Origin of the sequence: Hymenobacter rubripertinctus, assembly GCF_003583925.1 — a bacterium.
GTDB classification, from domain to species: Bacteria; Bacteroidota; Bacteroidia; order Cytophagales; family Hymenobacteraceae; genus Hymenobacter; species Hymenobacter rubripertinctus.
Map to the genome: position 1 here is coordinate 106792 of NZ_QYCN01000010.1, position 16254 is coordinate 123045.

14 protein-coding genes are annotated in these 16254 nt (G+C 62.0%); 5 read left to right on the forward strand and 9 right to left on the reverse strand.

Annotation, left to right across the window (positions count from 1 at the left end; genetic code table 11):
- The first annotated feature begins 1 nt into the window (after position 1).
- Positions 2–1159, forward strand: coding sequence for an N-acetyl sugar amidotransferase (locus D0T11_RS08515; protein WP_119655357.1), 1158 nt, complete (start codon positions 2–4; stop codon positions 1157–1159).
- Positions 1160–1651: 492 nt separating this feature from the next.
- Positions 1652–1918, forward strand: a complete 267-nt coding sequence (locus tag D0T11_RS23095) for a GxxExxY protein (RefSeq protein WP_245990685.1) — start codon at positions 1652–1654, stop codon at positions 1916–1918.
- A gap of 95 nt (positions 1919–2013) precedes the next feature.
- Here D0T11_RS23095 and D0T11_RS08525 read toward each other — a convergent pair whose 3' ends face one another.
- Complete coding sequence (locus D0T11_RS08525; protein WP_119655358.1) at positions 2014–2358, reverse strand: 4Fe-4S binding protein; 345 nt, start codon at positions 2356–2358, stop codon at positions 2014–2016.
- Between the two features lie 176 nt (positions 2359–2534).
- On the opposite strand from D0T11_RS08525, the gene D0T11_RS08530 reads away from it, so the two are divergent.
- From D0T11_RS08530 to D0T11_RS08540, 3 genes are all read left to right on the forward strand, one after another.
- On the forward strand, positions 2535–3560 hold the full coding sequence (locus D0T11_RS08530; RefSeq protein ID WP_119655359.1) for an acyl-CoA reductase: 1026 nt from the start codon (positions 2535–2537) through the stop codon (positions 3558–3560).
- A gap of 138 nt (positions 3561–3698) precedes the next feature.
- Positions 3699–3998 carry a hypothetical protein gene (locus tag D0T11_RS08535; protein WP_119655360.1) on the forward strand — a complete coding sequence of 100 codons (300 nt, stop codon included), beginning with the start codon at positions 3699–3701 and terminating at the stop codon, positions 3996–3998.
- Between the two features lie 245 nt (positions 3999–4243).
- A complete protein-coding gene (locus tag D0T11_RS08540) occupies positions 4244–4555 on the forward strand; it encodes a hypothetical protein (protein WP_119655361.1) in 312 nt (103 codons plus the stop codon).
- Between the two features lie 92 nt (positions 4556–4647).
- Here D0T11_RS08540 and D0T11_RS08545 read toward each other — a convergent pair whose 3' ends face one another.
- The 8 genes from D0T11_RS08545 to D0T11_RS08580 form a co-directional block, all read right to left on the reverse strand.
- Complete coding sequence (locus tag D0T11_RS08545; RefSeq protein WP_119655362.1) at positions 4648–5520, reverse strand: nucleoside phosphorylase; 873 nt, start codon at positions 5518–5520, stop codon at positions 4648–4650.
- Positions 5521–5660: 140 nt separating this feature from the next.
- The gene (gene trhO, locus D0T11_RS08550) at positions 5661–6608 is read right to left on the reverse strand and encodes an oxygen-dependent tRNA uridine(34) hydroxylase TrhO (protein ID WP_119655363.1); all 948 of its coding nucleotides are present in this window, start codon (positions 6606–6608) and stop codon (positions 5661–5663) included.
- A 168-nt stretch (positions 6609–6776) separates the two neighbouring features.
- Positions 6777–7409 carry a NeuD/PglB/VioB family sugar acetyltransferase gene (locus D0T11_RS08555; protein WP_119655364.1) on the reverse strand — a complete coding sequence of 211 codons (633 nt, stop codon included), beginning with the start codon at positions 7407–7409 and terminating at the stop codon, positions 6777–6779.
- 215 nt (positions 7410–7624) lie between these two features.
- Positions 7625–8905, reverse strand: a complete 1281-nt coding sequence (locus tag D0T11_RS08560; protein WP_119655365.1) for a hypothetical protein — start codon at positions 8903–8905, stop codon at positions 7625–7627.
- Positions 8906–9056: 151 nt separating this feature from the next.
- Positions 9057–10334, reverse strand: coding sequence for a DUF2851 family protein (locus D0T11_RS08565; RefSeq protein WP_119655366.1), 1278 nt, complete (start codon positions 10332–10334; stop codon positions 9057–9059).
- A gap of 137 nt (positions 10335–10471) precedes the next feature.
- On the reverse strand, positions 10472–11116 hold the full coding sequence (locus D0T11_RS08570; protein WP_119655367.1) for a LolA family protein: 645 nt from the start codon (positions 11114–11116) through the stop codon (positions 10472–10474).
- Positions 11117–11241: 125 nt separating this feature from the next.
- Positions 11242–14229 (reverse strand): FtsK/SpoIIIE family DNA translocase, encoded by a 2988-nt coding sequence (locus D0T11_RS08575; protein WP_119655368.1) that lies wholly within the window; start codon positions 14227–14229, stop codon positions 11242–11244.
- A 187-nt stretch (positions 14230–14416) separates the two neighbouring features.
- Complete coding sequence (locus D0T11_RS08580; protein WP_119655369.1) at positions 14417–16144, reverse strand: DUF6044 family protein; 1728 nt, start codon at positions 16142–16144, stop codon at positions 14417–14419.
- Positions 16145–16254: the final 110 nt, after the last annotated feature.

A 16254-nucleotide genomic window follows, 5' to 3' on the forward strand; every position in this document is an offset into this window, starting at 1 on the left:
CATGAGTGACTCTTACCAACAATGTACCCGCTGCATTATGGACACCACCGTGGCGGGCATCCGGTTTGATGCCCGCGGCGAGTGCAACTTCTGCGCCGTGCACGACCACATGGACCAGGCATTTCCCCTCGGGGAAGCCGGCCGCCGGAAAGTGCAGGCGCTGGCCGCCGACATCAAGCGAACGGGCCAGGGCCGCAAGTACGACTGCGTACTGGGCGTGAGTGGGGGCCGCGATTCGTCTTTCGCCCTCTGGTACTGCGTGACGAAGCTGGGGCTGCGGCCACTGGCGGTGCACTTCAATGATGGGTTCGGCAACCCCATTGCCGGGGAGAACATGACCAAGGCCTGCCGGAAACTGGGCGTGGAAATGCGCACCATCACCTCCGACTGGCGCGAATCGAAAGACCTGAAAATTGCCTTTCTGAAAGCTTCCGTGCCCGATATGGAGGAAGGCACCGACGTAGGCATTGCTACGGCCCTTTACGGAGTAGCGGCCAAGGAAGGTATTCAGCGCATCATCATCGGCCAGTCGTTCCGCACCGAGGGCATTGCCCCGCTGAGCTGGAACTACCTCGATGGCAAATACCTGAAAGCCGTGCACCAGCAGTTCGGCACGGTGCCGCTCCGGCCCTGGAAAGCCGATGACCCGGGTTTCCACCTCGACCTGAAGGAAATGTTCTACTACGCCTTCATCCGCCGCATCAAAACCGTCACGCTCCTCTACCACGTCGATTACGTGCGCGCCGACGTGGATGAGCTGCTGACCCGGGAGCTGGACTGGGTGAACCCCGGAGCCCATTACTTCGACGACCTCTACCAGAGCGTCATTTACTACCTCAACCGCACCAAGTTCAACATCGACCGGCGGCTGTTCAACTATTCGGCCCTGGTGCGCTCGGGCCAGATGCCCCGCCCCGTGGCCCTGGAGCGCGTCATGCACATCAATAAAATTGAGGATGAGAAGGTTATCAACCTTTGCATCAAGCGCCTGGGCCTCACCCGGGCCGAGTTTGAGCAAATCGTGGCCACCCCGCCCAAAACCTTCCGCGACTACCCCAACAACTACTCCCTGATCCGCCTCCTGCGCTGGCCCATCAAACTCCTGAGCCACCTGAACCTGATTCCCGAGTCGGCCCACGATAAGTACTTCAACTGCTGATCACGGATTAGCACGCATCACGGCTTGACGCGGATTTTGTGAACGGCTCCTGGTAACGGGGGCCGTTTGCTGTTTTAGGACTTACGCACTTGGATTTTTAACGCTGATTCCAGTCTCTGAAAGTAGTTTTTCAACCACTGATTCGCGAGTTAGGAGGAAGCGAAAGCGTCCTGCGATGTCCGGGAATCAATTCAAGAGATTCCGAGTGCGTAAGTCCTATGCAGGCAGATAAACACCTGCCGTTTTTTTGTGCAGGTGTTTACCTCATAGGTAAACACCTGCCATTTTTTTGGCCGGGTGTTTACCTCGTAGGTAAACACCTGCCGTTTTTTTGGCCGGGTGTTTACCTCGTAGGTAAACACCTGCCGTTTTTTTGGCCGGGTGTTTACCTGCGGACAGGGGGCGGTGTGGTGGCGGCCCACATCTGCGGTTTTCTGCGCCTGGTGAGCCGGCCGGCTGAAGCGGCAACCCCTACGGCAACGGGAAGAGCAAGTGCGCCCAGGTGCTGCACCTGGGCCAAACGACCGACTCGCCGGTGGGCCTGCTCTTATCAGCACTTGCGTACTCGGCGAGTTTGAGCCCCGGAGGGTTGAGGGGTATGTACTGGTTGAGCTGAAAGCACTATGCAAATTGACCGAAGCCCATTGTGCTCAAGTGATAAATTACCTGAAAGCATACCGCCTGGGGGTAGCACTGCTCATCAACTTCGGAGAGGCCAGCCTGAATTTCAGGTGCTTTCTACACAATCCATCGCATTAATTCGCCCTGACAAAACAAGGAGTATACCAACAGCAAACGGCCCCCGTTACCAGGAGCCGTTCACAAAATCCGTTAACATCGGCGCCAATCCGTGATCAGGCGTGGAGCCACTCTTTCTTGGCGGTCAGCTTTTCCTGCGATTCGCGGTAGTCCGGGTCGTCCACGCAGCAGTCGACGGGGCAGACGGCGGCGCACTGGGGCTCCTCGTGAAAGCCCACGCACTCGGTGCACTTATCGGACACGATGTAGTAGTACTCGTCGGAAATGGGTGTTTGCGGGGCCACGCCGGCAACGGCCTGTCCGCCGTCCATCTGCACTTCCTTCAGGCTGGTGCCATCGGCCCAGCGCCAGGCGGCACCCCCTTCGTAAATAGCGGTATTCGGGCATTCCGGTTCGCAGGCACCGCAATTGATGCACTCGTCGGTTATCATGATGGCCATAGCCTCGGGAGTCGTTAAGGGGTTGAAAACTGGTCTGGCAAGGTACGCAATCTGCCGGGGGCAGAATGCCACGGGGCAAAATTACGGATTAGCCGTGCACAGTTCAGTAATTTCGCCCCGGCAATTTTGTTTTTTCGCGCCCGCCCCTGCTTTTTGCTTTCTCCCGCTTTCTCCCTATGATGCACGCCGACCGCCTCGCCGCCTTTGTGGCCCTGGGCCACCGCCTCGCCGCTTTGCTCACCCCTGCCGCCGCCGAGGAGCTAACCGAACTAACGGCCCGCGCCCGCAACAACAACCCCTGGTTTGATGCGCCCAACGTGCGGGCCGCCCTCGACGGTATTGCCGGCCTGCTGCGCGAAGAGCCCCTGCGCCGCTGGGCAGCCCGGTATGCGCCGGAACCCGCCGCGCCCCGGCTGGTAGGCGTGGTCATGGCCGGCAACATCCCGCTGGTGGGCTTCCACGATGCGCTCTGCGTGCTGCTGAGCGGGCACCAGCTGCTGGCCAAGCTCAGCCAGGACGATACCCTGCTCATGCGCTGGATACTGGCTGAGCTGGTTGAACTGGAGCCCCGCCTGGCCGGCCACATTCAGCTGGCAGAGCGCCTCAACGCGGCCGATGCCTTCATTGCCACCGGCTCCGACAATACGGCCCGTTACTTTGAGTATTATTTCGGCAAGAAGCCCCATATCATCCGGCGCAACCGCACCAGCCTGGCCGTATTCACGGGCCGCGAAACCCCGCACGAGCTGGGCCTGCTGGGCGAGGATATTTTCCGCTATTACGGCCTGGGCTGCCGCAACGTGAGCAAGCTCTACGTTCCGGCCGGCTACGATTTCGTGCCCCTGCTCGATGCCCTGCAACCCTGGCATCGGGTACTGGAGCACAACCGCTACCAGAACAACTACGACTACAACAAGAGCATTCTGCTGGTGAACCGGGTGCCCCACCTCGATTCCGGCTTCCTGCTGCTGACGGAAGGCACCCAGCTCGTTTCGCCTATTTCGGTGCTGCACTACGGCTCCTACACCAACGAAGCAGACCTGGCCGACCAGCTGACCGACGTGGCGGCGCAAACCCAGTGCATCGTATCGGGCAGCGGGCAGTACGCGGGCAGTTTCGCCTTCGGGAAGGCCCAGCACCCCGGCCTCCCCGACTACGCCGACGGGGTGGACACGATGGCCTTTCTGGCGGCGTTGCGCTAAACCCGGTGGCCCGGCCCGGCTGCTTTCGGTCAACAATTGATTTTACCAGCCAGACGACCGCAAAAAACCCATCAACGCAATTGCATTTTAATACGTTATCCAATACCTTACCTATCCCATCTAAAAGCCCCGGTAATCATGCTAACAATTGAACAAAACGCCGAAACAGTTGCCAAAGAGAACCTGCGGGAATATCGTTTCTCCGCCGAGGACGTGCTCCCCTCAGTGGCTGAGCGCCAGCTACGGCGCTACTCGGCCGAACGGGCCACCACTCTGGGCAACGGGTACCAAAGCAAGGTAAACATCTACTTCCGCACCGCTGACGGGGCTACTAAACGTGTTCAGACCACGGTTTGGGCCACTGATGCCGATTTCCTGACCTTGAAATCCGGGAAGGCCATTCCGCTGCGCTCGGTACTGGGATTTGATTCCTACTAATCCCTCTCCTCATTATACCAAAAATTGAACTTCGCAAAGTCTGCCTGCCCTGTATCGGGGTGGCAGGCTTTGCTTTTTTTTAACGCCTTTCTATAAGTATAACAATTTCCTCCAGCATATTATCTTCCTGTTTCAGTAATTGGATGTGCGTTTGGTTATCCGCCTCAAAAGCGCACACGTAAACAGTAGGCACCTGTTTTTCGCACTTTCGCGAAGCCCTTTCCTCTTTGCTTATCCTGCTGCCCATGGTACCCGAACTCAAACCCACGGACGCGTCCGTAGAAACCGTTGGAAAAGAGCGCATTCCGCAACTGCGCTTTGCCCCGCACGACGTGCTCACTGACCCGGTAGCCGTGCACCGCCGCCGCCACGACGCGGAACGGGCCGCAACGCTGGGCAATGCCTATCACGGCAAGCTCGACATCTACTTCCGCACGGCCGATGGGGCTACCAAGCGCGTATACACCACCGTGTGGGCAACTCACCAGGACTACCTGACCCTCAAATCGGGGATTGCTTTGCCCTTACACGCGGTGTTGAGCTTCGATTTTTATTAGTCCGGCCCCCAGCCGGCATCCCGTAAAACAAAGCAGCGGCCGTTTCCCGATATCGGGAAACGGCCGCTGCTTTGTTTTACGGGATGCGCTACTCAGATGCGGTCCAGCGTTTTGATGATAAGCTCGTTCACAATATCGTCGGCGTTGGTGGCAAACTCGCCGGTGGCGCGGTTGGCCACAATGGCGTTCAACGACAGCACCTCGTGGCCCAGCATCCGGCCCAGGCCGTAGTAGCCGGCCGTTTCCATCTCGAAATTGGTGAGGCGGAACTCGCCCTCGGCGCTCTGGTGGCGGAACTGCTGGTAGGCCTCGATCAGGTTGGGCAAGCGCAGATCCAGCCGCAGCACCCGGCCCTGAGGGCCGTAGAAACCGGGGCAGGTGAGCGTGTTGCCGGTGAGCATATCGAAGCCCACCTGCTCGCGCAGCAAATCGGAGCCGCGTACGCAGTAGGGGCGGTAGGGCAGTTGCAGGGCCTGCTGAATGCCGGCCGACACTTCCACCTCCAACCCGGTTTCCACCAGGGGGTAAAACTGCATCAGCGAATCCAGGCCCACGGCGTGCTCGGAGGCCAGCAGGGAACCCACCGGCACATCGGCCTGCAAGGAGCCGCTGGTGCCCACCCGAATAATGCGCAGGCTGATATGCTCCTCGCGGGGGCGCACCTCGCGGGTCACAAAATCCACGTTCACCAGCGCATCAAGCTCATTCATGAGAATGTCGATGTTGTCGGTGCCCATGCCCGTGCTGATAACGGCCACGCGCTTGCCCTTGTAGTAGCCCACGTGCGTGACAAATTCGCGCTTGTGGATTTTGGTTTCGATGGAATCGAAATGCTGACTGACGGAAGGCACCCGGTCGGGGTCGCCGACGGTGATAATGGTGTCAGAGATATGATCGGGCAGCAGGTTGAGGTGATAAACGCTGCCATCCTTGTTGAGGATCAGCTCCGATTCGGCAATGGGCATGGGTGGGGGGAAGTTAGAGAGTTAGGGAGTTTTGAAGTTAGAAAGTAAACGGATAACGGGGATGTACTGAAGTGGATGGGGCTGCAATCGGCTCTTTAAGCCATCTGCTCAACTTTCCAACTTCAAAACTCCCCCACTTGCTAACTTCTTTTATAGGAAATCAGGCCCTGCTCGGGACTGTAGTGGTTGCTGAGCTTGGGGTAGGTGCCGGTGCCGTTGTAGGGCCGCTTGGCGGGGTGCTGCTGGCAGGCCGGCGAACAGGCGCCCGCCAGTTGTTGGGCGCAGGATTCGCAGAGGGGCAAATGGGCGTTGCAGTGCGGATTGGCGCAGTTTACCATGCGGCTGCTGAGCGCGTGGCAATGGTGGCACTCACTGATAACGGACGGGTTGACAGTGTTCACATCCACGGCTACGCGGCCATCGAACACGTAGCACTTGCCCTCGAAATCTTCGCCGCCGGCTTCCAGACCGTACTTGATGATGCCGCCGTGGAGCTGGTACACGTTCTCGAAGCCCTGCTCCAGCAGGAAGGCACTGGCCTTCTCGCACTTGATGCCGCCGGTACAGTAAGTCAGGATTTTCTTGTCGCGGTACTGGGCCAGCTCATCCAGCTTGTCGGGGAACTCGCGGAAGTTCTCCATATCGAGCGTCACGGCGTTTTTGAAGCGGCCCAGGCTGTGCTCGTAGTCGGAGCGCACGTCGAGTACCACCACGTCGGGCTGGTCCTTGAGGTCGCGGAATTCCTGGGGGGAGAGGTGGATGCCGGTGCGCTCGTAGGGCTTGATGCCGGGTAGGCCCACGTGCACGATTTCGGGCTTCACGCGCACGTGCAGCTTCTGGAAGGTGTGGGCCGACGCCTCCTCTACCTTGAACTCCAGACTGGCAAAGCGCGCATCAGCCTTCACCAGGCGCATGTACTGTTCACAATCGGCCCGGCGGCCCGATACGGTCCCGTTCAGGCCCTCGGGCGCCACGATGATACGGCCCAGCAGGTTCAGGTGCAGGCAGAGCCGGTGATGCTCCTCCCGAAACTGCTCCGGGTTGTTGAGCGGCGTGTAGCAGTAGTAAAGCAGAACGAGGTAGTCCACTGGTTTGAGGTGAATTATGAATTATGAATTATGAATTATGAATTGAGTGGTCATCGCATCTCTATAGATTGTACCTACTCTGCTCATAAACCGCATTCATAATTCGTGTTGGCACTTTTAAGCAGTTAGATGAAAAATAACTCATAACTCATAACTCATAACTCATAATTAAACCTTAGCCGCCGGGTTGCCGAACACGGTTTGGCCGGCGGGCACGTCGGCCACTACCACGGAGCCGGCCCCCACGCGGGCTTTGGCCCCGATTTTCACCCCGGCCACCACAATGGCGCCGGCCCCGATGAAGGCCAGCTCACCCACCTGCACGTTGGCGTTGAGGATGGCCCCGGCCCCAAGCTGGGCATAGTCGCCCACTTCGGCCTTCACCTCAACTACCGAGTTAGCACCCAGAATGCAGCCGTCGCCGAGTTTAGCGGTGCCGGCTACCACGGCGTTGGCCCCGATCAGGTTGCCGTGGCCCAGCCAGGCGTGGGCCGACACGCTGGCCCGCTGGTGAATGGCGTTGACGGGGGCCACGGTGTACTCTTCGCGCAGCATATTGGTCAGGCTGCGGCGGCTGGCCGTGTCCTCAGTGGCCACAAATACTTCGCACTTCTTGCCCAGCAGCTTGAGCAGCTCCTTGTCGTCGGTGTTGCCCATCACGGGCACGTCGTTGAGTTCGGTTTCCTGGAGGGCGGTATCGTCATCGAGCAGGCAATAAACGACCACGTCGTTGCTTTGGAAGGCATCGAGGGCAGCAGTACCCACGGCCTGCGCGCCGAGAATGATTACGGGGTTTTCCATACTATTAAAAAACGGCCGCGAGGGCCGATGAGGAATGTCGAGAGTAAAGCGCAAAGATACGGGGCTTGTTTTTATCCGTGTCCGGCTGGTTGTTGGTTGTTGGTTGTTGGTTGTTGGTTGTTGGTTGTTGGTTGTTGGTTGTTAGAGGAAGAACGTCATTCCGAGCTTGCCGAGGAATGACGTTCTTCTCCCCTCTTACTGACAGCCACCGCCAGCTAAAAAACCCGCCGGCCCAGCCAGCGCAGCCAGCGGGCGGCGTAGTCGTTTTGCAGCAGCAGCAGTACCAGAAACGGCAGGAAGCTGACGCGGTAGCGGTTGAGCGTGCCCAGGTTGGGGGTAGTAAGGCCGAGCAGCGCCGCCAGAATCAGGCAGTACAGGAGCAGGGCCAGCACCAGCGCGAAGGGTAACTGCCCGGGCCGGCCACGCAAAACGGCGACTCCGGCCAGCCCCAGCACCAGCAGCAAGAGCAGGTTTTCCAGGCCCGCAATCAGGTAAAGCACCATGCGGCCTTCCCAGGGCCAGGGCCGGACCAGGGCATTAACAATGGCCTGGGGCGCGTGCTGCACCACGCTGGCCGTGGTGGGGCGCAGCTCAGGGTAAGCCAGGTGCGGACGGTTGCGGGAGGTTTTGAGCAGGCTGGAATAGTTGCGCTGGAGCTGGGAGGTGAACTTGTTGGCCCGGAACACCGGACTTACCTCGCTGGCCGCCCACGCTCCGGCAGCCAGCAAGGCCAGCAACAGCGCCGTTTGCGCCCACCGGCTCCGGGCCGCACCCAGCTGCTGCAAGGTGCGCGTGAGGCCCAGGCCGGCCAGGTTGCCGAAGAGCACGACGGCAAAAAAGTACCGCATCTTAAAATGCAGCAGCGCGGCCGCCAGCAACCCCAGCACGGCCCTCAGCCGCCGCGCGGCCGGCCCGTAGGCCAGATACACTACCAGCGCCAGTACCAGCGCCCCACTGCCCACCAGCAAACTTTCCTTGGTTAGCCCCGACGTCCAGTACACCACCGTGGGCCAGCCCAGGAAGGCCACTACCCCTGCCCCCGCCGTAGCCAGCGGCCAGCGCAGCCGTAGCTGCCGCACCAGCTCCCAGCACCCCACGAAGCTGAACATCGACAGGTAGAGCCCGTTAAGCAGGGCCGCCCCCAGGCTGGCCAGGTTGAAAACGGAAAGCAGTTTGATCAGAAAGAGCGTGTTTGAAAAGCCGTGGTAAACCAGCCTGTGGCGGCCCCACTTAAACTCGTCCGTGAACAGCATCCGGCCCCACTGCCCCGGCTCGTGCCAGAGCTGGTCGGTCATCCGCAGCGACCAATCCTGGAAATAGTGACCATCCTCGCTCAGCAGCAGCACCGACAGCGCCGTAACGGCCAGCTTGAGCAACAGCGTAGGCAGCACCCACCGGCCCACGCCCGGCAATTGCCGCATCCGGGGCAGCCACCACCCCAGCAGCCCCAGCAGTCCGGCATTCAGCAATAAGGCAAGGATGATCTTGGGCAGCAAGGCAAAAAAGTTAAGAAGCCGCAAGTTACAAGGGTTGAGCCGCAAGCCACAAGCTACAGGCTGCAAGTACGTTCATATGGTTCACCGCTTATGGCTTGTGGCTTGTGGCTTGTAGCTTGTAGCTCAACCCTTGCGGCTTGCAACTCACCCCTTACCAGCGCAGCAGGCTGGCCCCGATGCCGCACTGCACGCAGCGGCGCGGGGCGCAGTAGCCGTGCTCCAGGGCCAGCAGGGCCTGAGAGTCGGCGGCGCAGGTGTGGCGGAAACCGGCCGCTTCGTAGGCATCGGTGAGGTGGTTGTGCTCGGGCGGGAGGTGGTCGAGCAGGCTCAGGACGGCTTCCACCTGTTCCGGATTGCCCAGGCTGCGGGCGTAGGCCACGCGCAGGGGCACCACCGTATTAATGATGAGCAGATGGGCGCTGCTCCGACCCAGCACGGCCGTTTTGCCCGGTTTGCCGGGGCGGGTGTGGGTCAGCCAGTACTCGGGCAGTGGGGCGGCGAAGAACTGCTCCAGCGCCCGCCCGTCGCGGGCCGTGAGCAGGGCATCGAACAGCGTGGGGCGGGCGTGAAGCAGAGCCACCAACTGGGCCAAACGCACCGTGGGGAAGTTGGCGGGGCGCAGGCGCAGGAAGTTCCACTCGGCGGCGGCCAGGGCGGTGCCGTGCAGGTTGTACTTGTGGCGCAGAAACGCGTACTCGGTCTGCAATTCCCGGCTGTACTCATCCAGCGGCTCCCCGGCCAGAAAGCCCGCCTGCCCGAACACCAGCGCGGCCAGTTGACGCACGTCGGGGCGGTGGCGGCGCAGCAGGGCCAGCGGCAGGGCTTTGGCCAGCCGGCTCAGGGGCTCGGTATTCTTCTTGAACCCGAAAGCCGCCGCCAACGCGTGCCAGGCGGTGGCTTCCCAATCCTGGCCCAGCAGTTCGTGTAGTTCGGCAATGCGGTCGGCTTTCTGCTCCATGCGTTCCAGCAGGGCGCGGCCCAGCATCATAGTGCGCGTCAGCTCGGTTACGCGGGGCAGCAGCGGGGCGCAGGGCAGCAGTACCCCGGCGGGCTGCTGGCGGAGCTGCTCGTAGGCGGCCAACGCCCCGGCCGGCAACCGCGCCGCCAGCGCCAGCGCCGGAATGGCCGAGCCGTTAGTGCGCTGCACGTTGGCATCGGCCACGTTCACTACGTGCAGCACTACCTGGTCGTACTTGGGGTCGGTCTGGTGGTGGTGGCGGTGCCAGTCAGAGGCCCGCAGGTGAATTTCCACGGCCCCGTTCCACTCCACCTCGCCCAGGCGCAAACGGGCATTCAGGAAATCGGGGCCGGCATCGGGGTTGCGGTGGCCGGGCCGCAGCACGGTTACCACTTGGCCGTCCTCGGTGCGCAGGTCGGTTTTATCGAAATACTGGTGCTGCCAGATATAGTGGAGGAAATCTTCCTGCATAATAGAGTTGTATGGCTGGTAAGAGGAGCGTTAACAGGGAATTAAAGTAGAAAAACTTCCGCTCAATCAACCACAGAAAAAACCGGCCCGCCCCTGCTGATGCAGAAGCGGGCCGGTTGAATTTATGGGCGGCGCGGTTAGCGCAGGTCAATCACCTTCACGCCTTTGTACTTGTTCTTATCGAAGTTGAAGGTGGTGGCGTCAACCGGGAAGTTGGGCTGGAACTTGCTGATACGGTAGGTGTAGCGGTTGCCGTTCTTCTTGTACATCTGCCAGCTCTTCACCGTCTTGTCGATACGGCCCACTTTCAGGCGCACTTTGTACACGGGGTTGTTGCGGTCCTCGGGCGAGAGTTCGATGATGTCTACCAGCTCGCCGCCTTCCTTGGCCTCCTGCACGTAATTGTACTTGTAGCCTTTCTTGTAGAGCGTGTAAATCTGGGAAGGCGAAATTTCCTGCTCGTCGGGCTCGTAGTCGGAGATATTTACCTCGTTTTCCGACTTCATGTAAGTCCACATGGTCTGGCCGTTGTTGATGACCTCCTGGCCGCTCATCTTCAGCCGGAACTTCTGACCGCTGATGGTGATGTCGCCGGTCAGGTTCTCCTTCACCTTGGCCGCGTCGTTTTCGAGCGTTTGGGTGAAGGTGGCCTTAAAGGCTTTCATGGCCTGGTATTTCGCGCTCATCTGGTCCAGAATTTTACCCGCTTTGGGGTCCTGCTGGGCCGAAGCTCCGGAGATAAACGAAACAGAGAGAGCGAGCAGAGCGAAATATTTTTTCATTGCAAAAGAGAGTGTGCCGTTTGGAGAGAGTAGTACTGAGACGTGAGAAGAGCAACTTTGTTTAAAATGGCCGTAATAACTTTATTAATGGCCTTTTGCCAAGCACTTGCCCCACGTTTCGTTGCTTACTTAACCAGTGTATTCAACAACTGTTCCAAACTGTACTCATCCGGAATTAAAACCTCCCGGGCCTTGCTGCCCTCAAATGGCCCCACAATACCGGCGTGCTCCAGCTGGTCGATCAGGCGGCCGGCGCGGTTGTAGCCCAGCTTGAGGCGGCGCTGCAACAGCGAGGTGCTGCCCTGCTGGTGCGTGACGATGACGCGGGCGGCTTCCTCGAACATGCTGTCGCGGTCGGTGGGGTCGAAATCCTCGCCGCCGCCGTTGCCGCCGCCATCCTCCCCTACCACTTCGGGCAGGTGATAAGCGTCGGGGTAGCCCTGCTGCTCGCCCACGAAGTCGCAGAGGCGGTCCACTTCGGGCGTATCGATGAAGGCGCACTGCACCCGGATGATGTCGGAGCCCTGCGAAATCAGCATATCGCCCTGGCCGATGAGCTGGTCGGCTCCGCCGGCATCGAGGATGGTGCGGGAGTCGATTTTGCTCGTAACCTTGAAGGAAATCCGGCAGGGGAAGTTGGCCTTGATGATGCCGGTAATCACGTTCACGGAGGGGCGCTGGGTGGCCACAATCAGGTGAATACCGATGGCGCGGGCCAGCTGGGCGAGGCGGGCAATGGGCGTTTCCACCTCCTTGCCGGCCGTCATCATCAGGTCGGCCAGCTCGTCAATCACCAGCACAATGAAGGGCATGTAGCGGTGGCCCTTTTTGGGGTTGAGGCGGCGCTCCACAAACTTGCGGTTGTACTCCTTCAGGTTGCGGCAGCCAGCATCCTTCAGCAAATCGTAGCGCTTGTCCATCTCCATGCACAGCGAGTTGAGCGTGTTCACCACCTTTTTGGTGTCGGTGATGATGGGCTCCTCGGTGTCGGGCAGCTTGGCCAGGAAGTGGCGCTCAATCTTATTGAAGATGCTCAGTTCCACCTTTTTGGGGTCGACGAGCACAAACTTGAGCTGGCTGGGGTGGCGCTTGTAGAGCAAGGAGGCCAGAATCACGTTCAGGCCCACCGACTTACCCTGGCCCGTGGCTCCGGCCATGAGCAGGTGGGGCATTTTGGCCAGGTCCACCACAAACACCTCGTTGGTAATCGTGCGGCCGAAAGCAATGGGCAGGTCCATTTCGGAGGTGATGAACTTTTCGGTGTTGAACACCGAGCGGATGCTCACCATCTCCTTCTTGGCGTTCGGCACCTCGATGCCGATGGTGCCCTTACCCGGAATGGGGGCGATGATGCGGATGCCCAGCGCGGCCAGGCTCAGGGCAATATCATCCTCCAGGCTCTTGATTTTGCTGATGCGCACCCCGGCATCGGGCACGATTTCGTAGAGCGTGACGGTGGGGCCGATGGTGGCCTTGATGCTGGCGATACTGATGCCGTAGTGGCCCAGCGTTTCCACGATGCGGTCTTTGTTGGCCTCCAGCTCCTCCTTGGTTACCTGGGCTTTGGCTACGCCGTAGTCGTTGAGCAGCTCCAGGGTGGGGTACTGGTAGCGGGGCAGGTCGAGGGTGGGGTCGTACTCGCCGGTGGGCATGGCCTCCTGGTCCTCGTCTTCCTCGGCAATGGTGGCCATATCGGGGCCGGCCGAAGGGTCCAGCTCGGGTTTGGAAGTGGCATCCTGCACTTCAAACGAAAGCCCGGCCGCCGCTACCGCCGCCACCGGCGCGACTGGCACCACGGGAGCCGAGGGGGGCAGCGGCGCATCATCGTCGGCCAGATCGGCCAGCGAAAGGGGCGTCGGCACGTTGGAGACCGGGGGTGCCAGGGGCGCGGGCGGGGCCTTGCGCTCGGGCTCGGGCTCAGCTACTTCAATGGAGAAGCTGGGGCCGGAGGCAGCCGGCTTCGCGGCGGCCACAGCAGCCACAACCGGGGCCACGCTCATGGGCAAGGACGCCGCTCCGGCGGCGAGGCCGCCGGCCACGCCGGTAGCACTGGCCGCGGCTGAGGTAGCGGCCGAGGTAGCAGCCGCCAGGGCCGGGGAAGCCACCGGACCGGTGCGGGGCACGGGCACTTCGGCGGGTTCCTCTTCTTCAGAGGCTGCCGGCTCGGTGGGCGCGGCCAGCGGGCCGACGCGCTTGAGCGTGATGCCCAGCGAACCGTCCTCGGTAGCGGTGCCGGGCGCATCGGTGGCCCAGGGAGCGGGCTCGTTGGTGGCGGGGCGGTGGGCAGCCAGCGCAGCCCCCACTGCCTCGTCGTGCTCCGCGCCATCACTGCTGCGGCGCAGGTTCAGGCTGGTGATATTGAAGAAGAATACCACGAACGAAATCAGCAGGAAGGCCAGCAGCAGCACCGTGCCCCCGCCCAGCAGCCCGCTCAGGGCGGAAGCCGTTTCGTAGCCGACGCCCCCGCACAGGAAGTCGAGGCTGTGGGCCACGCTGGCCGATACGTCGGGTTCCTGCAAGGAGAGCACTACGTAGCCCAGCAACACGCTCAGCCAGAGCATCACGAACAGGCACAGGGCCAGCACGTAGGTAAACGACACGTCGGCCCGCCGGAACACAATTTTGTAGCCCAGGAAGAACACGACCGGAATGAGGGCAAACGCGGCCACGCCAAAGCCGTCCTGAATCAGCCACTGGGCCAGCACGGCCCCCACCAGCCCCAGCCAGTTGCCGGTTTCCTTGCCCGCCTCGGCCGTGGACGTGCTGCCCAGGCTTTCGGTTACGCTTTGGTCGGCGTGGCCCGTGAACAGGAAGGAGATGAAGGCAATGGTGAGGTAGATGGAGCCAATCAGGAAGAAAAACCCCAGAAACAGCTGGAAACGCCGGTCGCGCAGGAAGGCAAACGCCCCGCCCAGGTTGAGGGCCGGCAGGGAGAGCGGCTTACGGGCCTTTTTGTCGGCCGGAGCTGCTTTGGGTTCGTTGCGGCGGGTTTCGCGGGCCGGCTCAGCGGCCGGCCGGGGCTGGTTACGGGCCGGCCGGGGCTCGGTCGCGCGGGGCTCGTTGGTACGGCTCCCGGACCCGCCGGAAGTTTGCTTGTAAGTATTTTTCGCCATTGGAATAGTCGCCAGAAACCAAATCTAGGCATAAAGGAGGTGAAATAGTGAGATAGTGAAGTGGTGAGTTTGACGTTTCGGGGTCCGGGCGGGGCCAGCGGTCCGGTTAGCCCGTTGAGTTCTGTCACTTACATAGCCCCCGTTGCCTGGCTGGACCTGCCGAACGTCAACTCTCTATTTCACCATTTCACTGGCTCACCTCATACACCCACAGCTGCCAGAACGCGCCTGGGGCAGCGTATTGCCCGAACAGGCGCAGACCACTCTGCCCGGGGTGGGCCAGCCGGGCCGCCGACAGCACGTAGCGCCCCCCGAGTTGCCGGAAGGCGGCGGCGTTGAACTGCCAGTGCTGCACGGTGCGGCCCGGCCGGGCACCCACCCGAAAATCCTTGCCCAGCTCGGCCGAAAACAGGTAGCAGCGGTTGCCCCAGGCGTCGAAGTAGGTGCGTAGTTCCGGGCTCTTAGCCAGCTCGCCGGCTATGACGGGGCGGAAGGCGTGCTTGTAGGCCAGGGGATAGTTGTTCTGGTAGGCGTCGAGGGTGTAGAAGTCGTTGAGCGAGGCCACGGCGGGCGGCAGGCCCAGGCAGGCCACCCGGTAGGCGGCCGGCTCCTGCCCGGTGCGGGTGCGGATATCCTGGCGCACCTGCCGGAACAAGTCGGGGGCTACGTAGGCGGCGTAGGTGGGCTCGGAGGCGGGCAAACGGCCCAGCAGGCGGCCCGCGTTCCGGGTCCACTCCGTGTTCAGGCCCAGTCCGAGGGCCAGTTGCAGGCTCACCAGCGCCCAGCGGCCCCGGCCGGCCGGCAGGTAGGCCAGGCTCAGGGCCAGCACCCCAAACCAGGCCAGCGGCAGCAGAAAGTGCAGGCGGGCCAGGTTGAGCGTACGCAGCGGCGGCACCACATTCTGCACCGCGCCCACCAGCTGGGGGTAGAAGCCACAGAACACGGAAACCAGCGCCAGCAAGCCCAGCGCCAGCGCCAGATACCGGCGCACGGGCGGCCGGGGCGGCCCGGCCGGCAGCAGCCCACCGGCCGCCCCGGCCGCCAGCAGCGGGGCCAGGTGCGGAAACAGCCCGCTGTGGTACTGCCCCACCAGAAAGTAGAGGGCCGCCGATTTCAGCCCCGCCCCTACCCCACCCGGCACCAGGCGGGCGTAGTCGAACTCCAGGCGGTGGGGCACGAACCGGCCGCTGAGCAGCAGCGAATACACCAATGGAAACTCCACCACCAGGTAGGCCAGGGCCAGCAGAACCAGGCCCAGCGCGGCCCGCCAGGCCACCCGGCGGGTCCGCACCGCGTCCCAGGCCAGGGCCGCCGCCCCGCCGGCCAGCACAAACAGCCCCGCCAGCACCAGGCTCGACCACACCGCGAAACCCACCAGCACGGCCCAGTCGGTCCAGCGGGCGGGGCGGCGGCGCAGGTTCAGCAGCACGACCACCACCGCCGGCTGGCCCAGCACCGATACGCCGTAGGCCGTGTAGGCCGGCAGCACGGCCCAGGCCAGGGCCAGCGCGGCGCTCAGGCCCGCCTGCCGGGGCCCGGGCAACCCGTAGCGACGCAGCAGCCAGTACATGCTCAGCAGGCCGGCTAGGCGCACCAGCCACTCGTGCAGCAGGTAGGCGGGCAGCGTGGGCAACAGGGCCTGCAAGCCCACCAGCGGCTGCAAGCCGGGCCGCATGGCGTTGCGGGGCAGCCCGTGCAGCAGGCGCTCCACCACCGTACCCGGCCGGTAGTCGAGGGCCTTGCCCTCGCGCACGAGCACGTAGGGCGCTACCAGCTCAGTATCGAGGTTATCATCGAGCAGAATATAGGTGCGGCCGGCCGGGGCCAGGTACACCAGGCTCAGGGCCAGCAGGGCCAGCAGAGCCCACCACAGCGCCGGTTGCGGGCGGCTGGTATTGCGAATTGCTTGGGGCATGCTGAACGGCAGGAAAACAAGAGGCGCAAAAGTAGCGGTTCCGCCGCCCGCGGGCAGCCGCTACTGCCTTTTTTTCGTTAGCCGGACAACCCCCTACCCCGCGCCCCAGC

Coding starts and splice junctions, on each gene's coding strand:
- D0T11_RS08515 (WP_119655357.1), top strand. CDS start 2: ATGAGTGACTCTTACCAACAATGTACCCGCTGCATTATGGACACCACC.
- D0T11_RS08525 (WP_119655358.1), bottom strand. CDS start 2,358: ATGGCCATCATGATAACCGACGAGTGCATCAATTGCGGTGCCTGCGAA.
- D0T11_RS08530 (WP_119655359.1), top strand. CDS start 2,535: ATGATGCACGCCGACCGCCTCGCCGCCTTTGTGGCCCTGGGCCACCGC.
- D0T11_RS08535 (WP_119655360.1), top strand. CDS start 3,699: ATGCTAACAATTGAACAAAACGCCGAAACAGTTGCCAAAGAGAACCTG.
- D0T11_RS08540 (WP_119655361.1), top strand. CDS start 4,244: ATGGTACCCGAACTCAAACCCACGGACGCGTCCGTAGAAACCGTTGGA.
- D0T11_RS08545 (WP_119655362.1), bottom strand. CDS start 5,520: ATGCCCATTGCCGAATCGGAGCTGATCCTCAACAAGGATGGCAGCGTT.
- D0T11_RS08555 (WP_119655364.1), bottom strand. CDS start 7,409: ATGGAAAACCCCGTAATCATTCTCGGCGCGCAGGCCGTGGGTACTGCT.
- D0T11_RS08565 (WP_119655366.1), bottom strand. CDS start 10,334: ATGCAGGAAGATTTCCTCCACTATATCTGGCAGCACCAGTATTTCGAT.
- D0T11_RS08570 (WP_119655367.1), bottom strand. CDS start 11,116: ATGAAAAAATATTTCGCTCTGCTCGCTCTCTCTGTTTCGTTTATCTCC.
- D0T11_RS08575 (WP_119655368.1), bottom strand. CDS start 14,229: ATGGCGAAAAATACTTACAAGCAAACTTCCGGCGGGTCCGGGAGCCGT.
- D0T11_RS08580 (WP_119655369.1), bottom strand. CDS start 16,144: ATGCCCCAAGCAATTCGCAATACCAGCCGCCCGCAACCGGCGCTGTGG.